Origin of the sequence: Devosia sp. 2618 (genome assembly GCF_040546815.1) — a bacterium.
Taxonomy (GTDB): Bacteria; Pseudomonadota; Alphaproteobacteria; order Rhizobiales; family Devosiaceae; genus Devosia.
This window is the reverse complement of record NZ_JBEPOO010000001.1, coordinates 3,300,518-3,321,846: the sequence shown is the minus strand read 5'-3', so window position 1 is coordinate 3,321,846 and position 21,329 is coordinate 3,300,518. Positions and strand designations below refer to the sequence as shown.

Annotated in this window: 24 protein-coding genes and 1 pseudogene; 16 read left to right on the top strand and 9 right to left on the bottom strand. The window is 62.1% G+C overall.

The genetic code is table 11. The features are described from left to right. Window positions 1–71: 71 nt before the first annotated feature. The 3 genes from ABIE28_RS16415 to mbfA all read left to right on the top strand — a co-directional run bounded on the left by ABIE28_RS16415 (window position 72) and on the right by mbfA (window position 2,819). On the top strand, window positions 72–527 hold the full coding sequence (locus tag ABIE28_RS16415) for an RrF2 family transcriptional regulator (protein ID WP_354064774.1): 456 nt from the start codon (window positions 72–74) through the stop codon (window positions 525–527). After that, window positions 520–1,410 carry an NAD(P)/FAD-dependent oxidoreductase gene (locus ABIE28_RS16410; protein ID WP_354064772.1) on the top strand — a complete coding sequence of 297 codons (891 nt, stop codon included), beginning with the start codon at window positions 520–522 and terminating at the stop codon, window positions 1,408–1,410. The genes ABIE28_RS16415 and ABIE28_RS16410 overlap by 8 nt, the downstream gene beginning before the upstream one ends. Window positions 1,411–1,838: 428 nt before the next feature. Beyond that, window positions 1,839–2,819 carry an iron exporter MbfA gene (gene mbfA / locus ABIE28_RS16405; protein WP_354064771.1) on the top strand — a complete coding sequence of 327 codons (981 nt, stop codon included), beginning with the start codon at window positions 1,839–1,841 and terminating at the stop codon, window positions 2,817–2,819. 29 nt (window positions 2,820–2,848) lie between these two features. On the opposite strand, the gene ABIE28_RS16400 is transcribed toward mbfA, so the two are convergent. Next, on the bottom strand, window positions 2,849–3,337 hold the full coding sequence (locus ABIE28_RS16400; RefSeq protein WP_354064769.1) for a DUF2306 domain-containing protein: 489 nt from the start codon (window positions 3,335–3,337) through the stop codon (window positions 2,849–2,851). A gap of 100 nt (window positions 3,338–3,437) precedes the next feature. Here ABIE28_RS16400 and ABIE28_RS16395 point away from each other — a divergent pair, with 100 nt between their 5' ends. Continuing rightward, window positions 3,438–4,184: a LytTR family DNA-binding domain-containing protein gene (locus tag ABIE28_RS16395; RefSeq protein ID WP_354064767.1), complete on the top strand. Its 747-nt coding sequence runs from the start codon at window positions 3,438–3,440 to the stop codon at window positions 4,182–4,184. 160 nt (window positions 4,185–4,344) lie between these two features. On the opposite strand, the gene ABIE28_RS16390 is transcribed toward ABIE28_RS16395, so the two are convergent. The 3 genes from ABIE28_RS16390 to trhO all read right to left on the bottom strand — a co-directional run bounded on the left by ABIE28_RS16390 (window position 4,345) and on the right by trhO (window position 7,777). Then, window positions 4,345–5,253, bottom strand: a complete 909-nt coding sequence (locus tag ABIE28_RS16390) for a LysR family transcriptional regulator (RefSeq protein ID WP_354064765.1) — start codon at window positions 5,251–5,253, stop codon at window positions 4,345–4,347. 78 nt (window positions 5,254–5,331) lie between these two features. Further along, the gene (locus ABIE28_RS16385; RefSeq protein ID WP_354064763.1) at window positions 5,332–6,648 is read right to left on the bottom strand and encodes a hemolysin family protein; all 1,317 of its coding nucleotides are present in this window, start codon (window positions 6,646–6,648) and stop codon (window positions 5,332–5,334) included. Between the two features lie 103 nt (window positions 6,649–6,751). Further along, complete coding sequence (trhO, locus tag ABIE28_RS16380) at window positions 6,752–7,777, bottom strand: oxygen-dependent tRNA uridine(34) hydroxylase TrhO (protein ID WP_354064761.1); 1,026 nt, start codon at window positions 7,775–7,777, stop codon at window positions 6,752–6,754. 84 nt (window positions 7,778–7,861) lie between these two features. Here trhO and ABIE28_RS16375 point away from each other — a divergent pair, with 84 nt between their 5' ends. After that, window positions 7,862–8,899 (top strand): aldo/keto reductase, encoded by a 1,038-nt coding sequence (locus tag ABIE28_RS16375; protein ID WP_354064759.1) that lies wholly within the window; start codon window positions 7,862–7,864, stop codon window positions 8,897–8,899. 336 nt (window positions 8,900–9,235) lie between these two features. Here ABIE28_RS16375 and ABIE28_RS16370 read toward each other — a convergent pair whose 3' ends face one another. Both ABIE28_RS16370 and ABIE28_RS16365 read right to left on the bottom strand, forming a co-directional pair. Continuing rightward, the gene (locus ABIE28_RS16370; RefSeq protein WP_354064758.1) at window positions 9,236–10,489 is read right to left on the bottom strand and encodes an NAD(P)/FAD-dependent oxidoreductase; all 1,254 of its coding nucleotides are present in this window, start codon (window positions 10,487–10,489) and stop codon (window positions 9,236–9,238) included. 145 nt (window positions 10,490–10,634) lie between these two features. Next, on the bottom strand, window positions 10,635–11,546 hold the full coding sequence (locus ABIE28_RS16365) for a LysR substrate-binding domain-containing protein (protein WP_354064756.1): 912 nt from the start codon (window positions 11,544–11,546) through the stop codon (window positions 10,635–10,637). Between the two features lie 105 nt (window positions 11,547–11,651). Here ABIE28_RS16365 and ABIE28_RS16360 point away from each other — a divergent pair, with 105 nt between their 5' ends. Together ABIE28_RS16360 and ABIE28_RS16355 are read left to right on the top strand one after the other, a co-directional pair. Next, complete coding sequence (locus tag ABIE28_RS16360) at window positions 11,652–11,780, top strand: hypothetical protein (protein WP_354064754.1); 129 nt, start codon at window positions 11,652–11,654, stop codon at window positions 11,778–11,780. A gap of 72 nt (window positions 11,781–11,852) precedes the next feature. Then, window positions 11,853–12,317: a hypothetical protein gene (locus ABIE28_RS16355; protein ID WP_354064752.1), complete on the top strand. Its 465-nt coding sequence runs from the start codon at window positions 11,853–11,855 to the stop codon at window positions 12,315–12,317. Window positions 12,318–12,467: 150 nt separating this feature from the next. Here ABIE28_RS16355 and ABIE28_RS16350 read toward each other — a convergent pair whose 3' ends face one another. Continuing rightward, complete coding sequence (locus ABIE28_RS16350) at window positions 12,468–13,388, bottom strand: extensin-like domain-containing protein (RefSeq protein ID WP_354064750.1); 921 nt, start codon at window positions 13,386–13,388, stop codon at window positions 12,468–12,470. Between the two features lie 90 nt (window positions 13,389–13,478). On the opposite strand from ABIE28_RS16350, the gene lepA reads away from it, so the two are divergent. Then, window positions 13,479–15,284, top strand: a complete 1,806-nt coding sequence (gene lepA / locus ABIE28_RS16345; RefSeq protein ID WP_354064748.1) for a translation elongation factor 4 — start codon at window positions 13,479–13,481, stop codon at window positions 15,282–15,284. A 514-nt stretch (window positions 15,285–15,798) separates the two neighbouring features. Here the strand turns inward: lepA and ABIE28_RS16340 are convergent. Continuing rightward, on the bottom strand, window positions 15,799–16,710 hold the full coding sequence (locus tag ABIE28_RS16340) for an HNH endonuclease (RefSeq protein WP_354064746.1): 912 nt from the start codon (window positions 16,708–16,710) through the stop codon (window positions 15,799–15,801). Window positions 16,711–16,750: 40 nt separating this feature from the next. Beyond that, entirely contained in the window at window positions 16,751–17,779 is a 1,029-nt protein-coding gene (locus ABIE28_RS16335; RefSeq protein WP_354064744.1) for a hypothetical protein, read from the bottom strand. Between the two features lie 207 nt (window positions 17,780–17,986). Here ABIE28_RS16335 and ABIE28_RS16330 point away from each other — a divergent pair, with 207 nt between their 5' ends. The 8 genes and pseudogenes from ABIE28_RS16330 (at window position 17,987) to ABIE28_RS16295 (ending at window position 21,290) form a co-directional block, all read left to right on the top strand. Further along, entirely contained in the window at window positions 17,987–18,463 is a 477-nt protein-coding gene (locus ABIE28_RS16330) for a hypothetical protein (RefSeq protein WP_354064742.1), read from the top strand. Between the two features lie 512 nt (window positions 18,464–18,975). Further along, entirely contained in the window at window positions 18,976–19,185 is a 210-nt protein-coding gene (locus ABIE28_RS16325; protein WP_354064740.1) for a cold-shock protein, read from the top strand. Window positions 19,186–19,241: 56 nt separating this feature from the next. Continuing rightward, entirely contained in the window at window positions 19,242–19,451 is a 210-nt protein-coding gene (locus tag ABIE28_RS16320) for a hypothetical protein (RefSeq protein ID WP_354064738.1), read from the top strand. A 44-nt stretch (window positions 19,452–19,495) separates the two neighbouring features. Next, window positions 19,496–19,975 carry a glutathione peroxidase gene (locus ABIE28_RS16315; RefSeq protein ID WP_354064736.1) on the top strand — a complete coding sequence of 160 codons (480 nt, stop codon included), beginning with the start codon at window positions 19,496–19,498 and terminating at the stop codon, window positions 19,973–19,975. A gap of 80 nt (window positions 19,976–20,055) precedes the next feature. Beyond that, entirely contained in the window at window positions 20,056–20,517 is a 462-nt protein-coding gene (locus ABIE28_RS16310; protein WP_354064735.1) for a Crp/Fnr family transcriptional regulator, read from the top strand. After that, entirely contained in the window at window positions 20,518–20,829 is a 312-nt protein-coding gene (locus ABIE28_RS16305; RefSeq protein WP_354064733.1) for an Rdx family protein, read from the top strand. Between the two features lie 86 nt (window positions 20,830–20,915). Then, window positions 20,916–21,071 (top strand): annotated as a pseudogene (locus tag ABIE28_RS16300) (DUF1508 domain-containing protein); the annotation flags it as partial. A gap of 51 nt (window positions 21,072–21,122) precedes the next feature. Next, window positions 21,123–21,290: a YegP family protein gene (locus tag ABIE28_RS16295; protein WP_354066468.1), complete on the top strand. Its 168-nt coding sequence runs from the start codon at window positions 21,123–21,125 to the stop codon at window positions 21,288–21,290. The last annotated feature ends 39 nt before the right edge of the window (window positions 21,291–21,329 follow it).

Genomic DNA, 21,329 nt, shown 5'->3' with positions numbered 1-21,329 from the left:
AAGCCAAATCGCCAAGACCTCAAAACCACAACGGACTTGACAAGTGCGTTTATTGTAACAAAATAAGTTACATGAAACGCTCCAGTCGACTTTCCCTCGCCCTTCACGCTCTCGTCCACCTGCACAAGCAGCCCGACGAGGCCATCACCTCCGCCACCCTGGCCCAATGCCTGATGACCAATCCGGTTGTCGTGCGGCGTGTGCTGGGCGAATTGCGCGAGGCTGGCATTGTCGGCTCCACCAAGGGCCACGATGGCGGCTGGCGCCTGTTGCGCCCGGCATCCGACATCAGCCTGCGCACGGTTTACGCCGCGATGGGCGAGAGCTTGCTCATCCGTACCGAAAGCGATCCCGGCGACATTCAGTGCGGCATCGTCCGCACCGTCAATTCGGTGATGGGCGAGTTCATTGCCGACGCCGAAGCGCTGCTCGCCGCGCGGCTGGAGCGCGTTTCCATTCACGATCTGGCCCTTCAGGCCGTGCCCCATCCCCTCCACCCCCATCACGGAGCCCATCCCCATGGATGACGTCATCATCATCGGCGGCAGCTTTGCCGGCCTCGCCGGAGCCCTGCAACTCGGCCGCGCCCGCCGCAAGATCACCGTTCTCGATACCGGTCTGCCGCGCAATCGCTTCGCAGCCCATTCGCACGGCCTGCTCGGCCACGACCATAAAGCGCCCAGCGACATTCTTGCCGCCGCGCGCCAGCAATTGCTGCGCTATCCCACCATTCGAATGGTCAATGCCCGCGCCGATAGCGTCACCGGCGCCGCCGACAATTTCTCCGTGCTCACCGACGATGGCGAAACCCTCAAATCCCGCCGCCTGCTGTTGACCTATGGCGTTTCCGACCAGCTCCCGGCCATTCCCGGCTTTGCCGAATGCTGGGGCAAGTCCATCGTGCCATGTCCCTACTGCGACGGCTTTGAAGTCGCCGGCCTGCATTGGGGTCTGGTCTATTCCGGCCCGCAATCGATGCACGCCGTCACCCTGTTCGGTGACTGGACCGATCATCTGACCCTCTTCGCCGATGGCCACGATATTCCCGCCGACCTCCGCGCCGATCTCGCCCGCCGCAAGGTCGCGGTCGTTGATGGCAAGCTGATCGCCATCGCCCACGACAATGGCAAACTGGCCACCGTCAACCTCGACACCGGCCACCACGTCGCTGTCGACGTGCTCTTTGCCCATCCGCGCAACCGCCCCTCGGCGTGCCTGCACGAAAAGCTCGGCCTCGACATCATCGAGCACCCCCTCGGCCACACCGTCAAAACCGACGACCGCCGCGAAACCAGCCTCCCCGGCATCTACGCCGCTGGCGACCTGGCCAACCCCATGGCCAGCGTCACCCTCGCCACCTCCAGCGGCGCCATGGCCGCCATCTTCGCCCAGCAGTCGATGCTGGTGTGATGGCACGCCCCGTGGTTCTAGGGTCGCTTCGCTCCCACCTCACCATGAGGCTACTGAACCGTTGAGCCAAGAACAGCCCTCATGGTGAGGCGCTTTTGCTCCTCGCAAAAGCCTCGAACCACGAGGGCGCGGCATCGTAACTCCCCGCCCACCGCGCCAATCCCCTCTCCCCTGAGGGGAGAGGGTTAGGGTGAGGGGTTCAGTGTTCGAACGACCACCCTATCTCCGCCGACCACACCACGAGCGTGGCTCAATCCATCCCACCCACAATCGCTTCCCCCGGACTTGATCCGGGGGCCTCTCTCATCCCTGCACCACATTGAGGCAGACCCAAGCCCGCGGGCAGCGTCCGGGCTCAAATCCACCCTTGCCAGCACCTTAGAACCGTTCTAAACAAGTTTTAGAACAATTCTAAAGTGTGACCGCGCATGCCCTCCCTTCGCCCCGATAACCGTCGCCCTTTCACCAGCCTCTCCGAGCGCGAAATTCTCTCCCTCGCGGTGGCCGCTGAGGAAGAGGATGGTCGCATCTATTCCGAGTTCGCGACCCGGCTGGCTGATACCTATCCCGGCTCGGCAGCACTGTTTGAGGGCATGGCGGCCGAGGAAGACGAACATCGTCGCCGCCTGCTCGATCTTTATGTCGAACGCTTCGGCACCCGCCTCGTGCCCATCCGCCGCGAACATGTGCGCGGCTTTATCGCCCGCAAGCCGATCTGGCTGATGAAGACCATGAGCCACGAAACCGTGCGCCAGCAGGTCTGGGAAATGGAGGAGGGCGCCTATCGCTTCTATATGGAAGCGGCCAAACAGGTGACCGATGCCGGCATTCGCAAGCTGCTCGGCGATCTGGCCGCGCAGGAGCGCAAGCACGCTGATGCCGCCGACAAGATCGATGCCGAGGTGCTGGGGGCCGATGGCCGCGAAACCGAAAAGGGCGAGACGCACCGCCAGTTCCTGCTCACCTATGTGCAGCCCGGCCTTGCTGGCCTCATGGATGGGTCGGTCTCAACGCTCGCGCCGGTGTTCGCCGCCGCCTTTGCCACCGGCGATACGCACCAGACCTTCCTCGTCGGCCTCGCTGCTGCCATCGGCGCCGGCATTTCCATGGGCTTTACCGAAGCGGCGTCCGACGATGGCAAGCTCACCGGTCGCGGCTCACCCATCAAGCGGGGCTTTGCCGCCGGCATCATGACCGCCATTGGCGGCCTGGGTCACGCGCTGCCTTATCTCATCGCCGATTTCTGGACGGCGACCACCGTCGCCATCGTCATCGTTCTGATCGAACTTTGGGCCATCGCCTTCATCCAGAACCACTACATGCAGACCCCGTTCTGGCGCGCTGTCATGCAGGTGGTCTTGGGCGGCTCACTGGTCTTTGCCGCCGGTATCCTGATCGGCAACGCCTGACGCCAAACAAAACTGCGCCGCTCCCCAATCTAGGCGGGGCGGCGCAGGCGCATCCACACCACACCCGTCAGGGCCAGCGCTATGCCGATAAAGATCAGCGATGGCGTCCACCCGGCATTTTCGCCAAACAGCACCGCCGACATCCGCCGTCCCGGCAGAAAAGTGAACGCCCCCGCCAGCAGCACCGCACCGAGATAGACAGCCTGCATGCAAGCGCGATGCGTCGCCACATCATGCTTGACGATGATGGCCCACAGCCCATTTCCGATGCCCACATAGGTGATCACCACAAAGATGTGGATCGGGCTGAACGGCCCGATCAGCCTGATCTCGTGGATGAACAGCGCGCTGGTCGCCACCACCAGCATCAGCCCCACCCAGATGCGACCCAGCGCCTTGTGCAGCGCGGTGCCCTTCTTGCGCCACAGCACGAAGCCGCCCAGAAAGAATGCAGCGATCGCCGAAAAGGCGTGCAGCTGAATGGTGAAATCGGCGGACAGCAACGGTTGCAACGACATGGAAACCTCGGAGGGATTGCCAGCCCGCCATGAACCTCTAGACTCCGCGTCACAACAGGCTTTGCGCCAATGACCATTTCCCTACGTGAACAGATTGCCCATGCTATCCACGCTTCGTGAACTGCGCGCTTTGGCCAGCGATGCCCGCAGCTGGATTGCGCTTGGCGTGCTGAGTCTGCTTGTTGGTCTGGTCGGGCCGTTCGGCACATTCGCAATGCCGGTGCCTGCACGCCTCGCCTATTGGGCCGCCGTGGTCTTTGGCACCGCCATCATCGGCACGGTGGTTGCCAGCACGCTCGAACGACAGATTTCCCACCGCGCACCCAAAATGCTGCGCGCCGCCATTGGCGGGGCGCTGGCGGGTATTCCCATCGTGCTGTTTGTTCTCGCCATCAACGCCGTTGTCTTCGGCGACGTGCAACCCGTGGGCGCTGCAACGCTGGCGGTTTACTGCATGATTATCGCGTCGGCGGTGACCATGTTGGCGGCCCTGTTTGCCAGACGCAGCACGCCCGTTGCACCCGTCACTGACACGCCGCAATTGCTCAGCCGCCTGCCACACGGCCAGCGCGGCCGGCTACTGCATCTGGCAGTCTCGGACCACTATGTCGAGGTCACCACCGACCGCGGCAACACTCTTGTCCTGAGCCGCCTGTCCGACGCCATCCGCGAAGCCGCCCCGGTAGAGGGCCTCCAGGTGCATCGTTCCCATTGGGTCGCGCTCGACGCCGTCCTCAAACCCAGCCGCCAGTCCGGCCGGCCCGCGCTTGAGCTAACCAACGGCACCATCGTCCCCATCAGCCGCAGTTATCTCCCGGCAGCAAAAGCGGCGGGACTGATCGGGTAGGCGCATGATCCGGTGGCTCCCACCACCCCACCCTCATTCCCTCCCCATCAGGGGGAGGGAGGCGCCAGCACCAAACGCCCGGCTCCATCGTCTCCCTGCCCCTTGTGGGGAGGAATCAAGGGTGGGGGTGAGTCACACCCACCAGCTGCGGCCCCAGCCCCTACAACCTGCTCTCCAAGATCACCCCGACGCTCTCGCATTCCCGCGCGATCTCGCTCACAAAATCGGCCAGCATTTCCCGCTCCAGCGCTGCCGTCGATCGCACCACCATGGCCGTGTCGCGGTGCAGCGCCTCGAACCCTACCGGCGCAATCTCCACCAGCCGCCCGGCCTTGACGTCATCGGCAATCGCCGAGTTGACGAAAAACCCAACCCCTTGCCCCTTGATGGCCAGCCGTCGCCCCGGACCGGTCGGCAGTTCGACGCTCGTGCCTGCCATCCGCACCAGCGCCGTCGCCGTTTCCGGTTCGGCCTGCCACCAGCGCAGCGAAATCACGCGCGGCACCAGCGCCAGCACCTCTTCAATGCTCGGCTGGCTCGACAATTGCGCGGCGATCTCGGGCGACACCACCAGCGGCACGCGCTCACGCATGATCACCAGTGGAATGAGGTCCACCACCAGCGGATCAAGATTGGGCCAGCACAAAATGCCCATTTCCACGTCGCGCTCATGCAGCATGGCTGCGATCTGGGCCTGCCGCCCCTCGTTCACCACCACGTCGACGCCCGGATATTTCTCCTGAAACCGCAGCAGCGCCTCGGTGATCAGCGGCGACACCAGACTGCGCAGCGAGGCAATGGCGATCCGCCCGCGCTCGACTCGGCGCAGCGCCTCGCGCGCCTCCTGCAACGTGCCGATCACGCGGCGCGCAAAGGGCAAAAACGTCATGCCCTGATCGGTCAGCGTCACCGTGCGCCCGCGCTGAAACAGCGTCACGCCGAGCAGGCTTTCCAGCGCCCTGATCCGCATCGAGGCGGTGGCTTGCGTAATGTTGAGATAGGCGGCCGCGCGGGTAAAACTCTGTTCCCGCACGATGCGGTCAAAGGTGCGGAGCTGGTCGAGATCCATCGGTTTTGCTTATGACGCTGGGGCTGTTGCGCGCAATCATAGCACCGCCATCAGCATTTGCGATGCACAACAGTGCCGCTATTGCTCCGCCTGTGGCTGGGTGTGAATGGCAATCGACACCACGCGATGGCGCTCCATCGCAACCACTTCCACCTCAAACTCATGAAACGGGAAGCGTTCGCCCACCTTGGGCAGGCGCTTAAGCTCATTGAGCACCAGCCCCGCCGCCGTGTGATAATTGCGCGGCCCATCCTCGACGCCCAGCCGGTCGAGCAGCGCCGCCACCGGATAGCTGCCATCGACGCGCAACACGCCATCCTTATCGCCGATCTTGTCAGCCGGATCGTCTTCGTCGGCGAGGTCGCCAGCCAGCGCATTGAGCAGATCGCTCTGGGTCACGATGCCCTCGACCTGACCATATTCGTCCACCGCCAGCGCAATGCGCACCGGCTGCGATTTGAACTGTTCCAGCACGGCAAACACCGATGCCGTATCGAGCACATAAAGGGGCTCGTTGAGCACCGCGCGTACGTCGAGTTCGCCGCCGGCCAGCAACTGGTCGAGCAGGTCTTTTTTGGAAATGACGCCCATCGGCTCATCGACCACGCCTTCCGCGACGATCAACTGGCGGTGGTGGCTGGCCTGTAGCGCGGCGCGGATGTCTTCGTCGCTGGCGGTGATGTCGACCCAGTCCACCTCGTGGCGCGGCGTCATGATCGAGGCGACCTTGTGGTTGCCGATATCGAAAATGCGCGCCACTGCTTCCTGCTGGTTGGCATCGACCAGACCCGCGCGATAGCTCTCGGCCACCAGCAGCTTGATCTCCTCGGTCGAATGCACGCCTTCCTCGCCCGTCGTTGGCTTGAGGCCGATGACGCGCAGCAGCAGGTTACCCATGCCATTGAGCACGCTGATGGCGGGGCGGAACACGATCAAAAACCAGTTGAGCGGCCGCACGATGGCCAGCGCCGTGCTTTCGCTGCGCTGCAGCGCCAGGCTCTTGGGCGCGAGTTCACCCACGACGATGTGGAGGATGGTGATGATGATAAAGGCGATGACCACGGCGGTCACATGCGAGGCCGCCGTGGCGTATTCGCCCAGCAATTGCACCAGTGCCGGTTCGATCAGATGCGCCAGCGCCGGCTCACCCACCCAGCCCAAAGCAAGCGATGACAAGGTGATGCCAAGCTGGGTCGCCGCCAGATGCGAATCGAGTGATTCGACAGCGTGCTGCAGTGGCTTGGCGCTCGCCACACCATCCTGCACCAGTTGGGTAACGCGGCTGCGCCGCACGGCCACCAGGGAAAACTCTGCCGCTACGAAGAACCCGTTTGCTGCAACCAGAAGCAGAACGGCAACAATACCCACGACATCCCAAACGCTGACCGCAGTCACCTAGTCAAATCCTTCACCTGTTAAGGCGGCGGATTAAACAGGGCCATGCGCCCCAAGGCAAAGACAGTTTTGCCTAGCCTGTGGATTGAGGCGCTTCGGTGGGTTAGCTGGCGTCCCGCAGATTGCGCTCGCGCGAGGCTTCGGCTTCCGCTCGCTTGTCGCTCTTGCGCTGCTTGGCAATGCGTGCCGCATCGTCACCCAGATGCGCCGCGCCGCGTGCCTTGGCCAGTTCCATCTGCTTGTGCCGTTCGGCCGCTGCCGCGTGCTTTGCCGTTTCGCCCACGCAATGGGGGCACGAAACGCCTTCGACATAGTCGACGCTTTCGCGATCGGTCGCCGTCAGTGGATGCCGGCAGGCGCGGCACAAGGTGGCATCGCCCTCGACCAGCCCATGGCCAACCGAAACGCGCTCGTCGAACACAAAACATTCCCCGGCAAACCGGCTCTCGGTCTCCGGCACCACCTCGAGATACTTCAAAATGCCGCCCTTGAGGTGAAACACTTCCTCAAAGCCCTGGCTCAGCAGGTAGCTCGATGCCTTTTCGCACCGGATGCCACCGGTGCAGAACATCGCCACCTTCTTGTCGCGCGCCGGATCAAGGTTCTCGGCGACATAGTCCTTGAATTCGGTGAAGGTCTTGGTCGCCGGATCAAGCGCCCGCTGAAATGTGCCCAGCCCGACCTCATAGTCATTGCGCGTATCGACCAGCACCACGTCATTGCGCTCGATCAGCCCGTTCCAGTCCTCGGGCTCAACATAGGTGCCCACGGTTTTGGCCGGATTGGCTTCGGGCGCGCGCAGCGTCACGATTTCGGGCTTGAGCCGCACCTTCATGCGCAGGAACGGCATGTCGCTGGCGCCCGAATATTTCAGCTCCGCGCCCGCCAGCCGCCCGGCAAACAGTTCCCCCGCAAACAGGAAGTCTGCCAGCGCATCGATTGCTGCTGCCGTGCCCGCCACCGTGCCATTGATGCCCTCGGGCGCCAGGATCAGCGTACCCTTGATCTCATGGCTACAACAGAATTTGGCCAGCACCGGCTGGATCGCTTCCGCGTCCGGCAGGTCGGCAAATTTATAGATGGCCATCACCTTGTATGGCAGCTGGGTCTGGGGCAGATTGGCGTTCATGTCATTTTGGCCGTGCTTTGTCGGCCCCGCTCATACCACCGCCCGCCCGCCGGGCCAAATCGAGAAATCGTTGGGAGAAAGATCATGACCTATCGGGCCGATACGGCACGCTATGACACCATGCAATATCGCCGCTCCGGCAAGTCGGGGCTCAAGCTCCCCGTCATCAGCCTGGGCCTCTGGCAGAATTTCGGCGGCACGCGCGATTATCCATCCGCCATGGAAATCCTCGGCTATGCCTTCGACAACGGCATCACCCATTTCGATCTCGCCAACAATTACGGCCCTCCCGCCGGCTCATCCGAAGAGCTGTTCGGCCAGGTCCTCGCCCGCGATTTCAAGCCCTATCGCGACGAGCTGATCGTCTCCACCAAAGCCGGCTACAATATGTGGCCGGGCCCCTATGGCGAATTCGGCAGCCGCAAATATCTGCTCGCCAGCCTTGACCAGTCGCTCAAGCGCCTCGGCCTCGACTATGTCGATATCTTTTATTCGCACCGCTTCGATCCCGAGACCCCGCTCGAGGAAACCATGGGCGCATTGGCCCACGCCGTCCGTTCCGGCAAGGCGCTCTATGTCGGCGTTTCGAGCTATCCCGAAAAGGAAACCCGCGAGGCCCATCGCATCCTCAAGGAGATGGGCGTCGCCACCACGATCCACCAGCCAAGCTATTCCATGATCAACCGCTGGATCGAAAACGACCACACCATCGACGCCTGCGGTGAGCTGGGCATAGGCATCATCGCCTTCTCGCCACTGGCGCAGGGCGTGCTGTCGGGCAAATACAATTCCGGCGACAAATCCGGCACCCGCGGCGAAAACCCGAATGGCTCGCTGCGCGCCAGCCATATCGAACCCCGCGTTCTGGCCGCCGTCGACAAGCTCGGCGAAATCGCCAAATCGCGCGGCCAGTCCATGGTCCAGTTGGCCCTCAGCTGGGCCCTCCGTCGCCCCGAAATGACCTCGGCCCTGGTCGGCGTCCGCACCCTCGACCAGCTCAAGGACAATCTGGGCGTGCTGAACAATCTGACACTGAGTGCCGAAGAAATCGCCGCCATCGACGCCGCCACCAAAGACGGCCAGATGGAACTGCATCCAAGACCAAGCGGCTGGCTGCGCTAGGTCGGGGGCGGCGAGGCTCGCCTCCTCCCACTGACCCATCCCCCATCGTCACCACCCGGCTCGTCCGGGTGGTCCACCTTTATCCAGTGCGGGGGTATGGATTGCCCGGACAAGCCGGGCAATGACGGTTGGTGGGAGCGTTGAGTTCAACGCCAAACCCACCCCACCCACAATCGCTGCCCTCGGACGTGATCCGAGGGCCACTCTCAGCGCTGCAGGTGCGGCCAGTGACCCTCGGGTCAAGCCCGAGGGCAGCGCCAGAGTTTGTGGAGGGGCTTCACGCCCCACCCACAACGACATTCCCGCGAAAGCGGGAATCCCCCTTCTGCGTCCCCCCTACCGCCCCAAAAACCGCTCCATCCCAAACGGCTTGATATCGATCGCGGTGGCTTCGCCCGTCATCGACTGCGCCAGCAATTCGGCCGTCGCCGGGCCCAGCGTAAAGCCGTGATGGGCGTGGCCGATGCCGGCATAAAGCCCCTCATGGCGCGGCGCCTTGCCGATGATCGGCATCATGTCGGGCGTGCAGGGCCGGGCGCCCTTCCAGGGCTGCGCATCGAGGCGCTCACCCAGATCGAGCAGTTCGCGCGCAGCCTTTTCGGCCTTGTCGAGCTGGATCGGCGTCGGCGCCGCATCGCGCGCCGCAAACTCCGCGCCCGTCGTCAGGCGAATGCCGCGCGCCATCGGCGCCAGCGCAAAGCCAACTTCGGGGTCCAGCACCAGAGTGTTGAGCTTGGCGCCCTTGGTCGTGTCGTAATGCATGTGATAGCCGCGCTTGACGAAAAGCGGCAGGCGATAGCCCAGTTTTTCGAGCACATCGGGCGCCCATGGCCCCAGCGCCACCACGGCCTGCTTGCCGGTATACCGCACGCCGTTGACGGTGGTCGCCCAGCCCGCCGCATCCTGCTCCAGCCCATTGGCCGCGCCAGACACGAAAGTGCCGCCCAGCCGCTCGAACAGCTTGAAATATTCGGTCACCAGCGCGCCCGGATCGCGCACCGTCCATGGATCTGTCCAGTGAATGGCGCCCGCCAGTCCGCCCTTGAGCGCTGGCTCCATCTGCTTGAGTTCGGCCCATTCGACCACGCGATGCGAAATGCCAAACTGCAGTGCATCCTCGCGGGCCTTTTCGGCCTCGCGACGCAGCCCCTTGTCGCTGCGGAACGCCAGCAGCCAACCGCTCTTGCTGACCAGCGCTTCGGCATCGGGACCCGCCTGCGCCATCAGATCGGCATGGGTCACGATCGAGCGCGCAATCAGCGGCGCATAGCTCTGCACCACTTTGCGATAATGCTCGGGCGAGGATTCCCACCAATAGCGCAGCAGCGCCGGAGCGAGGCGGGGCAGGGCGAGCGGTTCATAGCGCGCGGCAGTGCTCAAATGCAGGCCCACCTGCATCAGCATGGCCAGATCGCGCGGAAACGCATGCGGCCGCACGCCCTCGCGCTGGATAATCCCGGCATTGCCGAAGCTGGTTTCGCGACCCGGCGCATTCTTGTCGACCAGCGTCACGCTGCGTCCGCGCCGCAACAGGTGAATGCCCGTCGACACGCCAACAATGCCAGCCCCAAGAATAATGACGTCGCTCATACTCGCCCCCAATTGTATCGGAACGTTACCACGGCCTCAGCGCGATTTTCATTCGTTTGGTGACGGTTTTGGTGATGTGGCGCCTATTTCGTGCGAAGAAATGCTGGATTTTCGCAAGATTGTCCCACTATCGGCGGCGCGCGCCTCACCCCCGCCCCTGATGCAAATATCCCAGCACACTCGCCGGCACTTCCATCTTCAGCCAGTCCCGGAAAATCCGCAGCTTGCGCGTCTCAGGTCGCCCGCGCGCCACCACCAGCCAATAGCCTTGCGGCCCTTCCACCGGATGGGCGAACGGCCGCACCAGCCGCCCGTCGCTGACCGCATCGGCGCTCATCATGTCGGCTGCCATCAACACGCCCTGTTCCGAAATTGCCGCGTCAAACGCCAGCGAGGCATCCGAATAGGTCGGCCCCGATAGGGTGATCGCCGGGTCCAGCCCCACATCGCTGCGCCACGCGTCCCAACTGAGCATCGTGGTTTCGTCCTGGATCACCGGCACACGCGCCAGGTCCGCCGGGCGCTTCAGGCGCTTGGCCACCGGCGGCGCGCAGACCGGTTGATAGGCCGTGCCCCCAACCAGTTCCGAGCTGACGCCCGGCCACTGCCCATGGCCAAAGCGAATACCGCAGTCGATATCGGCGCGATTGAGGTCGACCATGGTGGAGGTCACGGTCAGCCGCACTTCGATGTCCCGATGCAGCGCCGAAAACTTGCTGATGCGCCAGATCAGCCAGCGCGAGGCAAAAACACTGCCCACTGTCAGGTTCAGCACATGCTCGTCGCGCCCCTTGAGCCCCGCCACGCCTTCCTGCAGCGCGGCAAACCCGCCAGTCAGTTGTGGCAAAACGGCTTTTAGCGCTGGCAGCGGGCGCAGCCCGGCCGATGTGCGCTCAAACAGCTCCATGCCGAGCCGTTCTTCGGCCCGGCGCAAATGCTGGCTCACTGCACCTATTGTAACGCCGAGCTCTTCAGCGGCCGGCGCCAAAGCGCCCCGTCGCGCCACGATTTCGATGGCGCGCAAGGCGTTCAGCGGAATGGGAAACGGCGAGCTCATATAGTTTTTCTATAGCGATGGGCAAACCTTGTCCATTGCTGGCTTTGGCCATTGGGCGCATGACACGCCCATCAACTCTGTCCAGACCTGAAAGGAGGTCACAAAATGTCTAATCTAAAAGTGCTCGTCACGCGCCTCTTTGCTGGCAATGCCCGGACCAAGCGCGTTTCGCGTGATCCGGAAGCCATGAGCCTGCGTGAATGGGCTGATTTGCCGCCTCACCACCCACTATAAAGCAAAGCGCCGTGCTGAGGCCACATTCGGGCCGTTGAAGGTGGTGTAGCAACCGCCTTCAAGGAGCTCCTGATGATCCGCCCTCTCGCCGTGCTCGCCATATCTGTTCTCAGCCTTGGTGCCGTTATGGCGCAAGAGGCGCCGCTCACCACCCCGGCGCCGGCCGACGTGGTCATCGATCCGGCTGCCTCCGTCAACACCACGCCCAAGCAGGCGAACATGTTGACCGGCTTTTATGCCACCCAGGCGGTCATCGAAATCTGCCAGCTTCCCATTGATCCCGCCGTCAAAGCCGGCATGGACGCCGACCGCCAGCGCCTCGAAACCGCGCTCGCCATGGACGCCTCAACGGCAGCCACCGCCTATACCGACGTCAAGGCCGACGTCGAAAAAACCACCCCAGATTGTGCCGATGGTAGCACTGACCGCGCCGGTGTCGACGCCGTCACCGCCATCTACGCCGCCCAAAACGCACCAGAGCCAACCGCCGGCACCGTAACACCCGGCGCCGCACCTGCCGTTCCCGCCGCGCAGTAAAGCTTCCAGACCCCGCACCCCACCACGCTGCCCTCGGGCTTGACCCGAGGGCCACTGGGACGCTGCGGCAAAGTAGCCCTCATGGTGAGGTGCCGAGCGAAGCGAGCCTCGAACTACGAGGGCGTGCCACAAAGCCACGACACAGCCCCCCTACTCACAAATCCGCGCCGTACACGTCTTCCCATGGCACCCCAGATCGAGGTGCAAATGATCCTTGTGCTCGGCATTGGCTTCCGGCCCCAGCACCGTCGTAAACCCACCACACGCCGCATCATGCGCCAGCCGCAATAGCCGTCCTTCGGGCTCCGCCGCCGGCAACCAGTCGCCTTCGACCGCAATGGTTCGTCCGTCCTCAAGCGTAAAGCCCGTCACATCGACCGCGTTGGCGAAGCCATGCTCGGAGGTAAAACTCTCATCCCCGCCATTGCGGTTACGGCACATATACCCAGTGCCCGCATTGATCGTCGCCAGCCGGCTTTCGAGCATCGATTCCGCATAGCCATCCACCGTCGACACCCAGTTCGGCAGCGCACTCGCCATCTGGCAATTGGTGGTAATGGGCGATGACAATGGCACCATGCGGCCCCGGCTCGTCACGCCCGTCACCACTAGCGGCGAATGCTCGCCGCAAATCCCCTCGCTCAGCGGTGGCGCCAGTTCCGCCTCCACCAGCCCCAGCATCACCGCCGGGCACGCCACCTGATAGATCCGCGCCGGTTCCGGCTCGGCCTTTTCCGCCACCGGTGTCGGCTCTGGCTCAACCGCCTCCGGCACCTCTTCCGCCTCCGCGGCCGGTGGCTCTTCCTCGTCCTCCACCGCTGGCACGCTCGGCGCCGCCACCACCGGCGCCTCCGGCAGGCTTGGCGGTCGTGGCCTTGGCACCGGCGGCGCATCGACGCTTGGTGGCTTGGGCGCCGTCGGCCCGGCGGTATTTCGGGGCGCCTGGCGCGGCTGCTCCTTGGGCGTCAGCTGGTCGACAAAATCCTGAATCGGGGCCAGAAAATCCTGCGCCAGCACCGGAACGGAGATGCTGGAAAGGGCGATGGCGATGAGTGCATGGGTGATCCGCATCTCCCCTCAACGCACGAAGCGCCAAAAAGGCACCGTTAACCTGCACTAAACCATCTTTGCGCCCCGCCGCGCTTCTGCTATCAGCCCCTCATGACAACGCCGCTTTCCCACATCCGCAATTTTTCCATCGTCGCCCATATCGACCATGGTAAATCCACGCTGGCCGATCGCCTGATCCAGATGACGGGCGGGCTGGACCTGCGCGAGATGAAGGAGCAGGTGCTCGACTCGATGGATATCGAGCGCGAACGCGGCATCACCATCAAGGCGCAAACCGTCCGGCTGACCTATAAGGCCAAGGACGGCGAGACCTATATTCTCAACCTGATCGACACGCCCGGACACGTCGACTTCGCCTACGAAGTCTCCCGGAGCATGGCCGCCGTTGAAGGTTCGCTGCTGGTTGTCGACGCCAGCCAGGGCGTTGAAGCCCAGACGCTGGCCAATGTGTATCACGCGCTCGACGCCAATCACGAGATCGTCCCGGTCCTCAACAAGGTCGATCTGCCGGCCGCCGACGTTGATCGCGTCAAGCAGCAGATCGAGGACGTCATCGGTATCGACGCGTCCGACGCGCTCGAAATCTCGGCCAAGACCGGCATCGGCATCGACACCGTGCTCGAAGCCATTGTCACGCGCCTGCCTGCCCCCAAGGGCGACATCGACGCGCCGCTCAAGGCGCTGCTGGTCGATAGCTGGTACGATACTTATCTGGGCGTCGTCGTTCTGGTGCGCATCATCGATGGCACCATGAAAAAGGGCCAGCGCATCCGCATGATGGCGTCGGGCGCCGTCTATGAGCTGGATCGCGTCGCCGTCAACACGCCCAAGCTGGTGGAAGTCAAGGAACTCGGCCCCGGCGAGCTGGGCGTTTTCACTGCCTCGATCAAGGAAGTGGCCGATACCAACGTTGGCGACACCATCACCGACGACAAAAAGCCCACTGCCAATCCGCTGCCCGACTTCCGTCCGGCGCAGCCCGTGGTGTTCTGCGGCCTGTTCCCGGTCGATGCTTCGGACTTCGACGAGCTGCGCGCCGCCATGGGCAAGCTGCGGCTCAACGATGCCAGCTTCAGCTTTGAGATGGAAACCAGCGCCGCCCTCGGCTTCGGCTTCCGCTGCGGGTTCTTGGGCCTCCTGCACCTCGAAATCATCCAGGAACGCCTCTCCCGCGAATTCGATCTCGACCTGATCGCGACAGCCCCTTCGGTGGTCTACGAAATCCAGCTGCGCGATGGCGAAACCATCCTGCTGCACAATCCGGCCGATCTGCCCGACGTGATGCAGATCGAGGAAATCCGCGAGCCGTGGATCAAGGCGACGATCCTGACGCCCGACGAATATCTCGGTTCCATCCTCAAGCTTTGCCAGGATCGCCGCGGCGTTCAGAACAATCTGAGCTATGTCGGCAATCGCGCGCTGGTTGAATATGACCTGCCGCTCAATGAAGTGGTGTTCGATTTCTACGATCGGCTGAAGTCCATTTCCAAGGGCTATGCCAGCTTTGACTACAAGCTCGATACCCATCGCCCCGGCGATCTGGTCAAGCTCACCATTCTGGTCAATGCCGAGCCGGTCGATGCGCTGTCGATGCTGGTCCACCGCTCGGTTGCCGAAACGCGCGGTCGCGTCATGTGCGAAAAGCTCAAGGAACTGATCCCGCCGCACCTGTTCGTCATTCCGATCCAGGCGGCCATCGGCGGCAAGATCATCGCCCGCGAAACCGTCCGCGCCATGCGCAAGGACGTGACGGCCAAGTGCTATGGCGGCGACGCCACGCGCAAGCGCAAGCTGCTCGACAAGCAGAAAAAGGGCAAAGCCAAGATGCGCCAATACGGCAGCGTCAACATCCCGCAAGAAGCGTTCATCAAGGCGCTCAAGATGGGTGACGACTAACCGTTTCGCGCCAGCGCGAAGCCGGCGCGCCAGTGGCGCGACGGCAGGTTAGTCGCCTTGTCGCTGCCAAAGGCAGCGGGCACCCGGTCCAATGCCGCCCCAAGCACAAGCTCCCTTCGCCTCTCCCTTGGGGGGCGGTGCTTGTTACAGTGTTCCCGCAATCCATCAGGTCATCCCCGCGAAAGCGGAGCCCCATGTTTCACAGCAACAGAGCTTCCCACTGTCGCGGAAATGACACTGTTGGACTGGACACAAGTGCCCAATCTAAACGCTCCACCTTTTGCATAGAGAGCCTGCCCTCGGCCTTGACCCGAGGATCAGCGCGTAGCGCCGGGTGAGGGGGCTCCCCATGAGACCTCATGGTGAGCCCGTCGAACCACGAGGTCGGGCTCCCGATAGTGCCCCCCACCACCGGGCTGCCTCGGGCTCGACCCGAGGGCCACCATCACCCCGCGCCAAGCCGCCAACGGCCCTCGGATCAAGTCCGAGGGCAGCCTCGTGGTTGCGGAGGCGTTTATTGCTTGAAGCAGTTATCCCGGTGCCACGTCAGAAACGCGGGGTGCGGCCTGTCGCGCGCGACCAGCGGCCCAATCAACTTGCCCGTCTTGTTAATCAGGCTGTCCACCCCATCCCGGTCATTCACGTGCCGAGACACAATGATATCTAGGTCGTCGCTGAACCCAATGAGGCCACGGTCAAACATCCAATGCGCAGTGCCAGATAGCGCTACGCCATTATTGATGATGTCTGGTCCGTTGTGTTCCACCGGCCGAATGTGAGCGGCCGCCACCTCAGCCCGCCCGCCACCATTGATTAGCTTTAGCCCCGTCACCGCGCAGCGTTCGCCATAGGCGCGTAACACGACCCGACGAAAAACTCTGTCCCGCACGACGCGGGTGGTCATCGTCGCCACGCGTTCTCGCTCCTGCTCATAGGCGAAAGGAGCCTGACCCTCATCAAGTTGGAATGGAACGTCGAGCGGCATTTCGGCGGCGCCAACGCGAGGCAATAGCGGCTGCTCTTCCGCCAGCCCTCGCGTCAAAATGCTATCGAAATCCTTCGGCGAAATCGGGCGCACAGCCGCTTGAGCGCGCCCAGATTTCTTGCCGTGTTCGTTCAGCAGTCCCGTTTCGATGGGGCCGCCTCCATCGTCGAACGGCACCGGGTTCGGGAATTCGAGGTAGCTCCCCGGCTCGATCAAGGCCAAGTACATGTGGTCGGCAGTGGGGTCTGGCACGATCTGCGACACGCGCGCTATCGCATAATATCCCCTCGTTCCACGAACTTTGACCGGCTCGTAGTAAATGATCCAGTCCCCAACACAGGCAGACGCGCGTCCAAGATACGTCTTCGGAAACTGATACTGTGTCGCCGGGCTATCGTCGTAGATCGAGTCAGCACGGTGGATGAAGACGCCGAAGGTCACATTTGTCCTCGAAATATTATCGCTTCCTGGGCGAGTAAGCCTACGTGGTCGGAAGCGTTAGGTGCTCATTGTTTTGGAAATTCGATGGATCTCCCCCATTATAGTCTGGGTTCTTTCCGAGATTTATTGAGTTGTAGATGTGCGTATATTTTCTTTCAACTCTCATGGACAATATCTCCATGACGTCAAAAACTCTGGAAACATAGTCATTGTCTGGATTATATGCCGCAATCGTACTGCGTACTCTACTGTACATATATTCCTCATTGGCAAAGGCAGACCAATAACTTGCGAGGATCGCCGCGCCTAGCCTGACGCTTTCTGTGTCGCTAAGTGGGCGGTCGGCGGTGACCTGCATAATTCCCGTGGTTCGATCCTTCTTCCAAAACATTATTCGCTCAAGAGCTCGAACTCCTTCCGGCCGCGCGTAGTCCTCATAAATAAGTACGCTGAACACGATCAGCTCCAGGGTGTCGTCTGAAGTTTTCGCTGTGATTATGTTGTTGAACTTGGATCTTGCATCCGCGTAGTGCAGTTCGACGAATTTATTTCGCCTTCTTGCGCCTGGTCCAGATGTCACCGGAACTTTGTTCGCAACCGCGTACAAAAAGGCGAGTATGGCAAGCCAAAGTTCATTCCCCATCTGCTCAATATTAGGCAGCAGTGACCGATTAGGTACGATGAGGTATTGGTAAGCAAGCAGCGCAATCACTACGCCAGAGGTGGCGTGCAATAGAAACTTCGGCCAACTGACGAGATGTTGCCGGCCAAGCAAGAAAATTGCGACGATCCGGGCGGCGTAGTAATAAATGGCAACCCAGTATATACCGAGCCGCCACTCCGGGTGATCAATTGCGACGGCCACGGCTGAAACTGCGATGATGAATACCGAGGGCGATACAGCGCGCAGAAAGAAATTTAGCGCTGCGCTTTCATTCACCTCTTCAAATAGCGTCATGCTGGTGTAGCCAAACTCTACCGCATGCTTGCCTATCCAGTTCACAAAAAAGAACAGTGCGGCCGCCAGAGTTAGGTGCACGACCAGTATGCTGATCACTAAGTAACTCATGTTCCCCTCCCTTATAGGCTGATGCGGGAGCGGTAGCAGTCTTGTCAAGTAACTCGCGCGGCAGGGAAATTTAAAGGTGTGTTCAGCGCCAAGGTAGTTCTGCCGTTGTGCAGATTTTGCCCATCCACACACAAATCTAATCCCCACCCCAATCCCTCAGCCTTACCCTCTCCTGTCCGTCCCCACGCACAGGAGCCAGTCGCAAAAATGCCCCGAAAATCCCGCCCGGTCGTCACCCACACGCTTGCAGCGCAACACGAGGCCCTGTGGCTCAAGCTCACCGCGCTGCATACCCAGATCGCCCCCATCGCGACGCGCAAGCCGCAGACGCCGGTTTGTGCCCACACCATCACCGTCGCCGAGGCGCTGTTGCGCGACGCGCTGCCGTTTGTGGAGGACAATGATCGCCTGCCGATGGCGGCGCCCGATCATGGTGGGCTGGTGACCCAGCTGGGGCAGACCTTGGCCGAAATGGACAGCTGGGAGGCGGCCAATTCGCGTTGGGACGGGCCGCGCAATGCTTATCTGTGGCAGGTGCGGGGCGGCGATGTTTTGCCGGTGCTGCGTCTGCGGCCCAAGCTCATGGTGCCGGCGGGCAGCGCGGCGGACCCGGCGCAGGTGGCCAAAATGCTCGATCTTCGTGCCAAGCTGGCCAAGCGCATCGATCAGTTCAAGAACCGCTGAAACACCTCCATCCCGCTTATCCCCGGCGCGCCGGACGGGCCTATCATGGTCGCGTCTCTCCGGGATGCTTGTGGTACTGCAGCGACCAGTAGCCGGAGGGATGGCCGGGAGGGCAGGGGTCGCGCTCCGCCCTGGGCTGTGTGGACGCGACATTCGGGCATTGCGCTACGGCAAGATGCTGGGGTCCTGATCCGCCTTCCGCGTAAAGTCCCGGCGCTCCGAGGCGGTTGCCGTCTCATTTTTTCCTCCTCAGAGACGATAACCGCCTCGGAGCTCCACCTGTTCTGCCCATCTCCCGGAGGCGTGCGCCTGCCGGGGCAAAGGCGTGTCCTTGGGGTTCGCCTTGTTCGAGGGGGCAATCCCTGCTATCACTGGGCTTACGTTTTCAGCCTTGTCAGGCCCGCCTTCAGGCGATCCCCATAACTTTGCGAACGTCGCTATCTCCGCGCGCGTGTTGCGCCGGGGCAATTGCTCGTTCGCAAAATTCGCTCGGGCGTCAGAAAGTCAACGTCATGGCCATCAACGGCACCGTAAAGTTCTTCAATGCCACCAAGGGCTTCGGCTTCATCCAGCCAGAAGACGGCAGCGCCGATACCTTCGTGCACATCTCGGCTGTCGAGCGCGCGGGCCTGTCCAGCCTCAATGAAGGCCAGAAGGTCAGCTTTGAAGTCGAAAAGGGCCGCGATGGCCGTGCCAGCGCGACCAATCTGTCGGCTCTCTAGCCCTTTATCGGGCCGCCTCGCTGGTCGAGCCGGCCCGGTTTTCTCCGGAGCACCTCATGCACAAGTATAAAGTCGGCCAAACCCTGGATCTGCTTCCCAATCGCGGCAGCAGCACGCGCCGCGCCGGCGAATGCAAGATCGTGGCGCTATTGCCCTATGAGGGGCACATCATCCAGTACAAGGTGCAGGCACTCACCGAGAGCTATCAGCGCATTGTCAGCGAAAACGATCTGCAGGCGCCGCGCACCGAGCCCTTGCCCGAATAGAGCAGGGCGCTTAGCTATCGGGGCAACGATAGGAGCCTGCCGCCATGACCACCCTCAGCGATTTCACCCTGCCTTTGCTCAACGGCACGCCCCAGCCCCTGTCAGCCTATGCCGACAAGGTGGTTTTGGTGGTCAATACCGCCAGCAAATGCGGCCTCACCCCGCAATATGAGGGGCTTGAGGCGCTTTGGCAGCAATATCGCGATCAGGGCCTTGTGGTGCTGGGTTTCCCCTGCAACCAGTTTGGCGAGCAGGAGCCGGGTACGGCCACCGAAATCGCCGAATTCTGCGAGATCAATTACGGCGTCAGCTTCCCGATCTTTGCCAAGATCGACGTCAATGGCGATGGCGAGCACCCGCTCTATGCCTGGCTCAAATCCTCGGCCCCCGGCATTTTCGGCACCGAAGCGATCAAGTGGAATTTCACCAAATTCTTGATCGGGCGTGACGGTGTGGTGGCGGAACGCTTTGCCCCGACCGATGAGCCGGCGAGCCTCTCCTCAGCCATCGAAAAGCTGCTCTAGCCACTATCCCGCCCCGGCGCTTTGCTTTGACCGTGCTTGCCATTGCACGGTATAGAGGAGCCGGCGGGGCGGAGGTGCACATGGCCGATATTCTCGAATATTGCGAAGGGCTCAAGAAAGTCACGTTCAAGCCGGGCACACTGATGCTGCCCGAGGGCGAGCGGCTGGGTCGGCTTTATGTGCTGGTCGATGGCCAGGTAGAGGTCATCCGCGAGCGCACGCAAGTAACCCATGTCGATGAGCCCGGCTCGATTTTTGGCGAAATGGCGGTGCTGCTCGACATGCCCCACTCGGCCTCGGTCAAGGCGCTGTCGACGGTCACCGCTTACGAAATCCCGGATGCACTGACCTTCCTCGATAGCCGCCCGGAGTTTTCGCTCCACATCGCCACCATGCTGGCCCGGCGGCTCTATTACACCACATCCTATCTGGTTGATCTGCAACAGCAGGCCGCCGGCAAGCGGCAGGACCTCGATCTGGTCGACCAGATCCTGGCCAGCCTTGTCGACACCACGGACGTCAAGCAGCGCAAGAAGGCCTGAATGGCGCAAACCGACAAGCCAAGCCTCTCCATCACCTATTGCACCCAGTGCAACTGGCTGCTGCGTTCGGCCTGGATGGCGCAGGAAGTGCTGTCCACCTTCAGTCTCGAAATGGGCGAAGTTGTCCTCCGTCCCGGCACCGGTGGTATTTTCGAGATCCGTCTCGATGATGAACTGGTGTGGGAGCGCAAGCGCGATGGAGGTTTTCCCGATGTCAAACAGCTCAAGCAATTGGTGCGCGACCGCATCGATCCAGAGCGCAGTCTTGGTCATATCGATGGCCACAAGGCCGTTTCCACTCCTGATCAATAAGGGGCTTTTCTTCTTTTCACACCGCGCTACTCTCACCTGAGTAAAGCGGCCGCGTTGTCGTCGCTTCGTTGAGGAGAGCCAGCGTCATGGCGCATAAGTTCAAGATCTCGGCAGCCGCAAAAGAACAGTTCAAGTTCGCCTTCGTCTACAACGCAGAATCGATCGTCTGGTCGGAAAACTACAAGCAGAAGGCCAGCGCCAAATCCGCCATTGAATCGCTGAAAAAGAACGCCCCCGGCGCGCCGACTGTCGATCTCACCAAGGACGAAACCGGCACCGGTTATCGCTTCGAAATCGCCGGCTCCAAGGATGGCCAGTTCTTTGTGCGCTTCGTCGCCAGCAACGGCGAAACAATGGTGCGGTCCGAAACCTACAAAGCCCGCGCCAGCGCCGTAAACGCGATTGAGTCCGTCAAAAAGAACGGCCCCGATGCGGAAGTGGTCGACGAGACCGCGAAGTAAGCAACGCGTTGCCACGCCAAAAGTAGCCCTCATGGTGAG

Coding starts and splice junctions, on each gene's coding strand:
- ABIE28_RS16360 (WP_354064754.1), top strand. CDS start 11,652: ATGTCTAATCTAAAAGTGCTCGTCACGCGCCTCTTTGCTGGCAATGCC.
- ABIE28_RS16320 (WP_354064738.1), top strand. CDS start 19,242: ATGCACAAGTATAAAGTCGGCCAAACCCTGGATCTGCTTCCCAATCGC.
- ABIE28_RS16325 (WP_354064740.1), top strand. CDS start 18,976: ATGGCCATCAACGGCACCGTAAAGTTCTTCAATGCCACCAAGGGCTTC.
- ABIE28_RS16390 (WP_354064765.1), bottom strand. CDS start 5,253: ATGGATCTCGACCAGCTCCGCACCTTTGACCGCATCGTGCGGGAACAG.
- lepA (WP_354064748.1), top strand. CDS start 13,479: ATGACAACGCCGCTTTCCCACATCCGCAATTTTTCCATCGTCGCCCAT.
- ABIE28_RS16335 (WP_354064744.1), bottom strand. CDS start 17,779: ATGAGTTACTTAGTGATCAGCATACTGGTCGTGCACCTAACTCTGGCG.
- ABIE28_RS16375 (WP_354064759.1), top strand. CDS start 7,862: ATGACCTATCGGGCCGATACGGCACGCTATGACACCATGCAATATCGC.
- ABIE28_RS16330 (WP_354064742.1), top strand. CDS start 17,987: ATGCCCCGAAAATCCCGCCCGGTCGTCACCCACACGCTTGCAGCGCAA.
- ABIE28_RS16355 (WP_354064752.1), top strand. CDS start 11,853: ATGATCCGCCCTCTCGCCGTGCTCGCCATATCTGTTCTCAGCCTTGGT.
- ABIE28_RS16415 (WP_354064774.1), top strand. CDS start 72: ATGAAACGCTCCAGTCGACTTTCCCTCGCCCTTCACGCTCTCGTCCAC.
- mbfA (WP_354064771.1), top strand. CDS start 1,839: ATGCCCTCCCTTCGCCCCGATAACCGTCGCCCTTTCACCAGCCTCTCC.
- ABIE28_RS16315 (WP_354064736.1), top strand. CDS start 19,496: ATGACCACCCTCAGCGATTTCACCCTGCCTTTGCTCAACGGCACGCCC.
- trhO (WP_354064761.1), bottom strand. CDS start 7,777: ATGAACGCCAATCTGCCCCAGACCCAGCTGCCATACAAGGTGATGGCC.
- ABIE28_RS16365 (WP_354064756.1), bottom strand. CDS start 11,546: ATGAGCTCGCCGTTTCCCATTCCGCTGAACGCCTTGCGCGCCATCGAA.
- ABIE28_RS16305 (WP_354064733.1), top strand. CDS start 20,518: ATGGCGCAAACCGACAAGCCAAGCCTCTCCATCACCTATTGCACCCAG.
- ABIE28_RS16370 (WP_354064758.1), bottom strand. CDS start 10,489: ATGAGCGACGTCATTATTCTTGGGGCTGGCATTGTTGGCGTGTCGACG.
- ABIE28_RS16395 (WP_354064767.1), top strand. CDS start 3,438: ATGCTATCCACGCTTCGTGAACTGCGCGCTTTGGCCAGCGATGCCCGC.
- ABIE28_RS16400 (WP_354064769.1), bottom strand. CDS start 3,337: ATGTCGTTGCAACCGTTGCTGTCCGCCGATTTCACCATTCAGCTGCAC.
- ABIE28_RS16310 (WP_354064735.1), top strand. CDS start 20,056: ATGGCCGATATTCTCGAATATTGCGAAGGGCTCAAGAAAGTCACGTTC.
- ABIE28_RS16350 (WP_354064750.1), bottom strand. CDS start 13,388: ATGCGGATCACCCATGCACTCATCGCCATCGCCCTTTCCAGCATCTCC.
- ABIE28_RS16410 (WP_354064772.1), top strand. CDS start 520: ATGGATGACGTCATCATCATCGGCGGCAGCTTTGCCGGCCTCGCCGGA.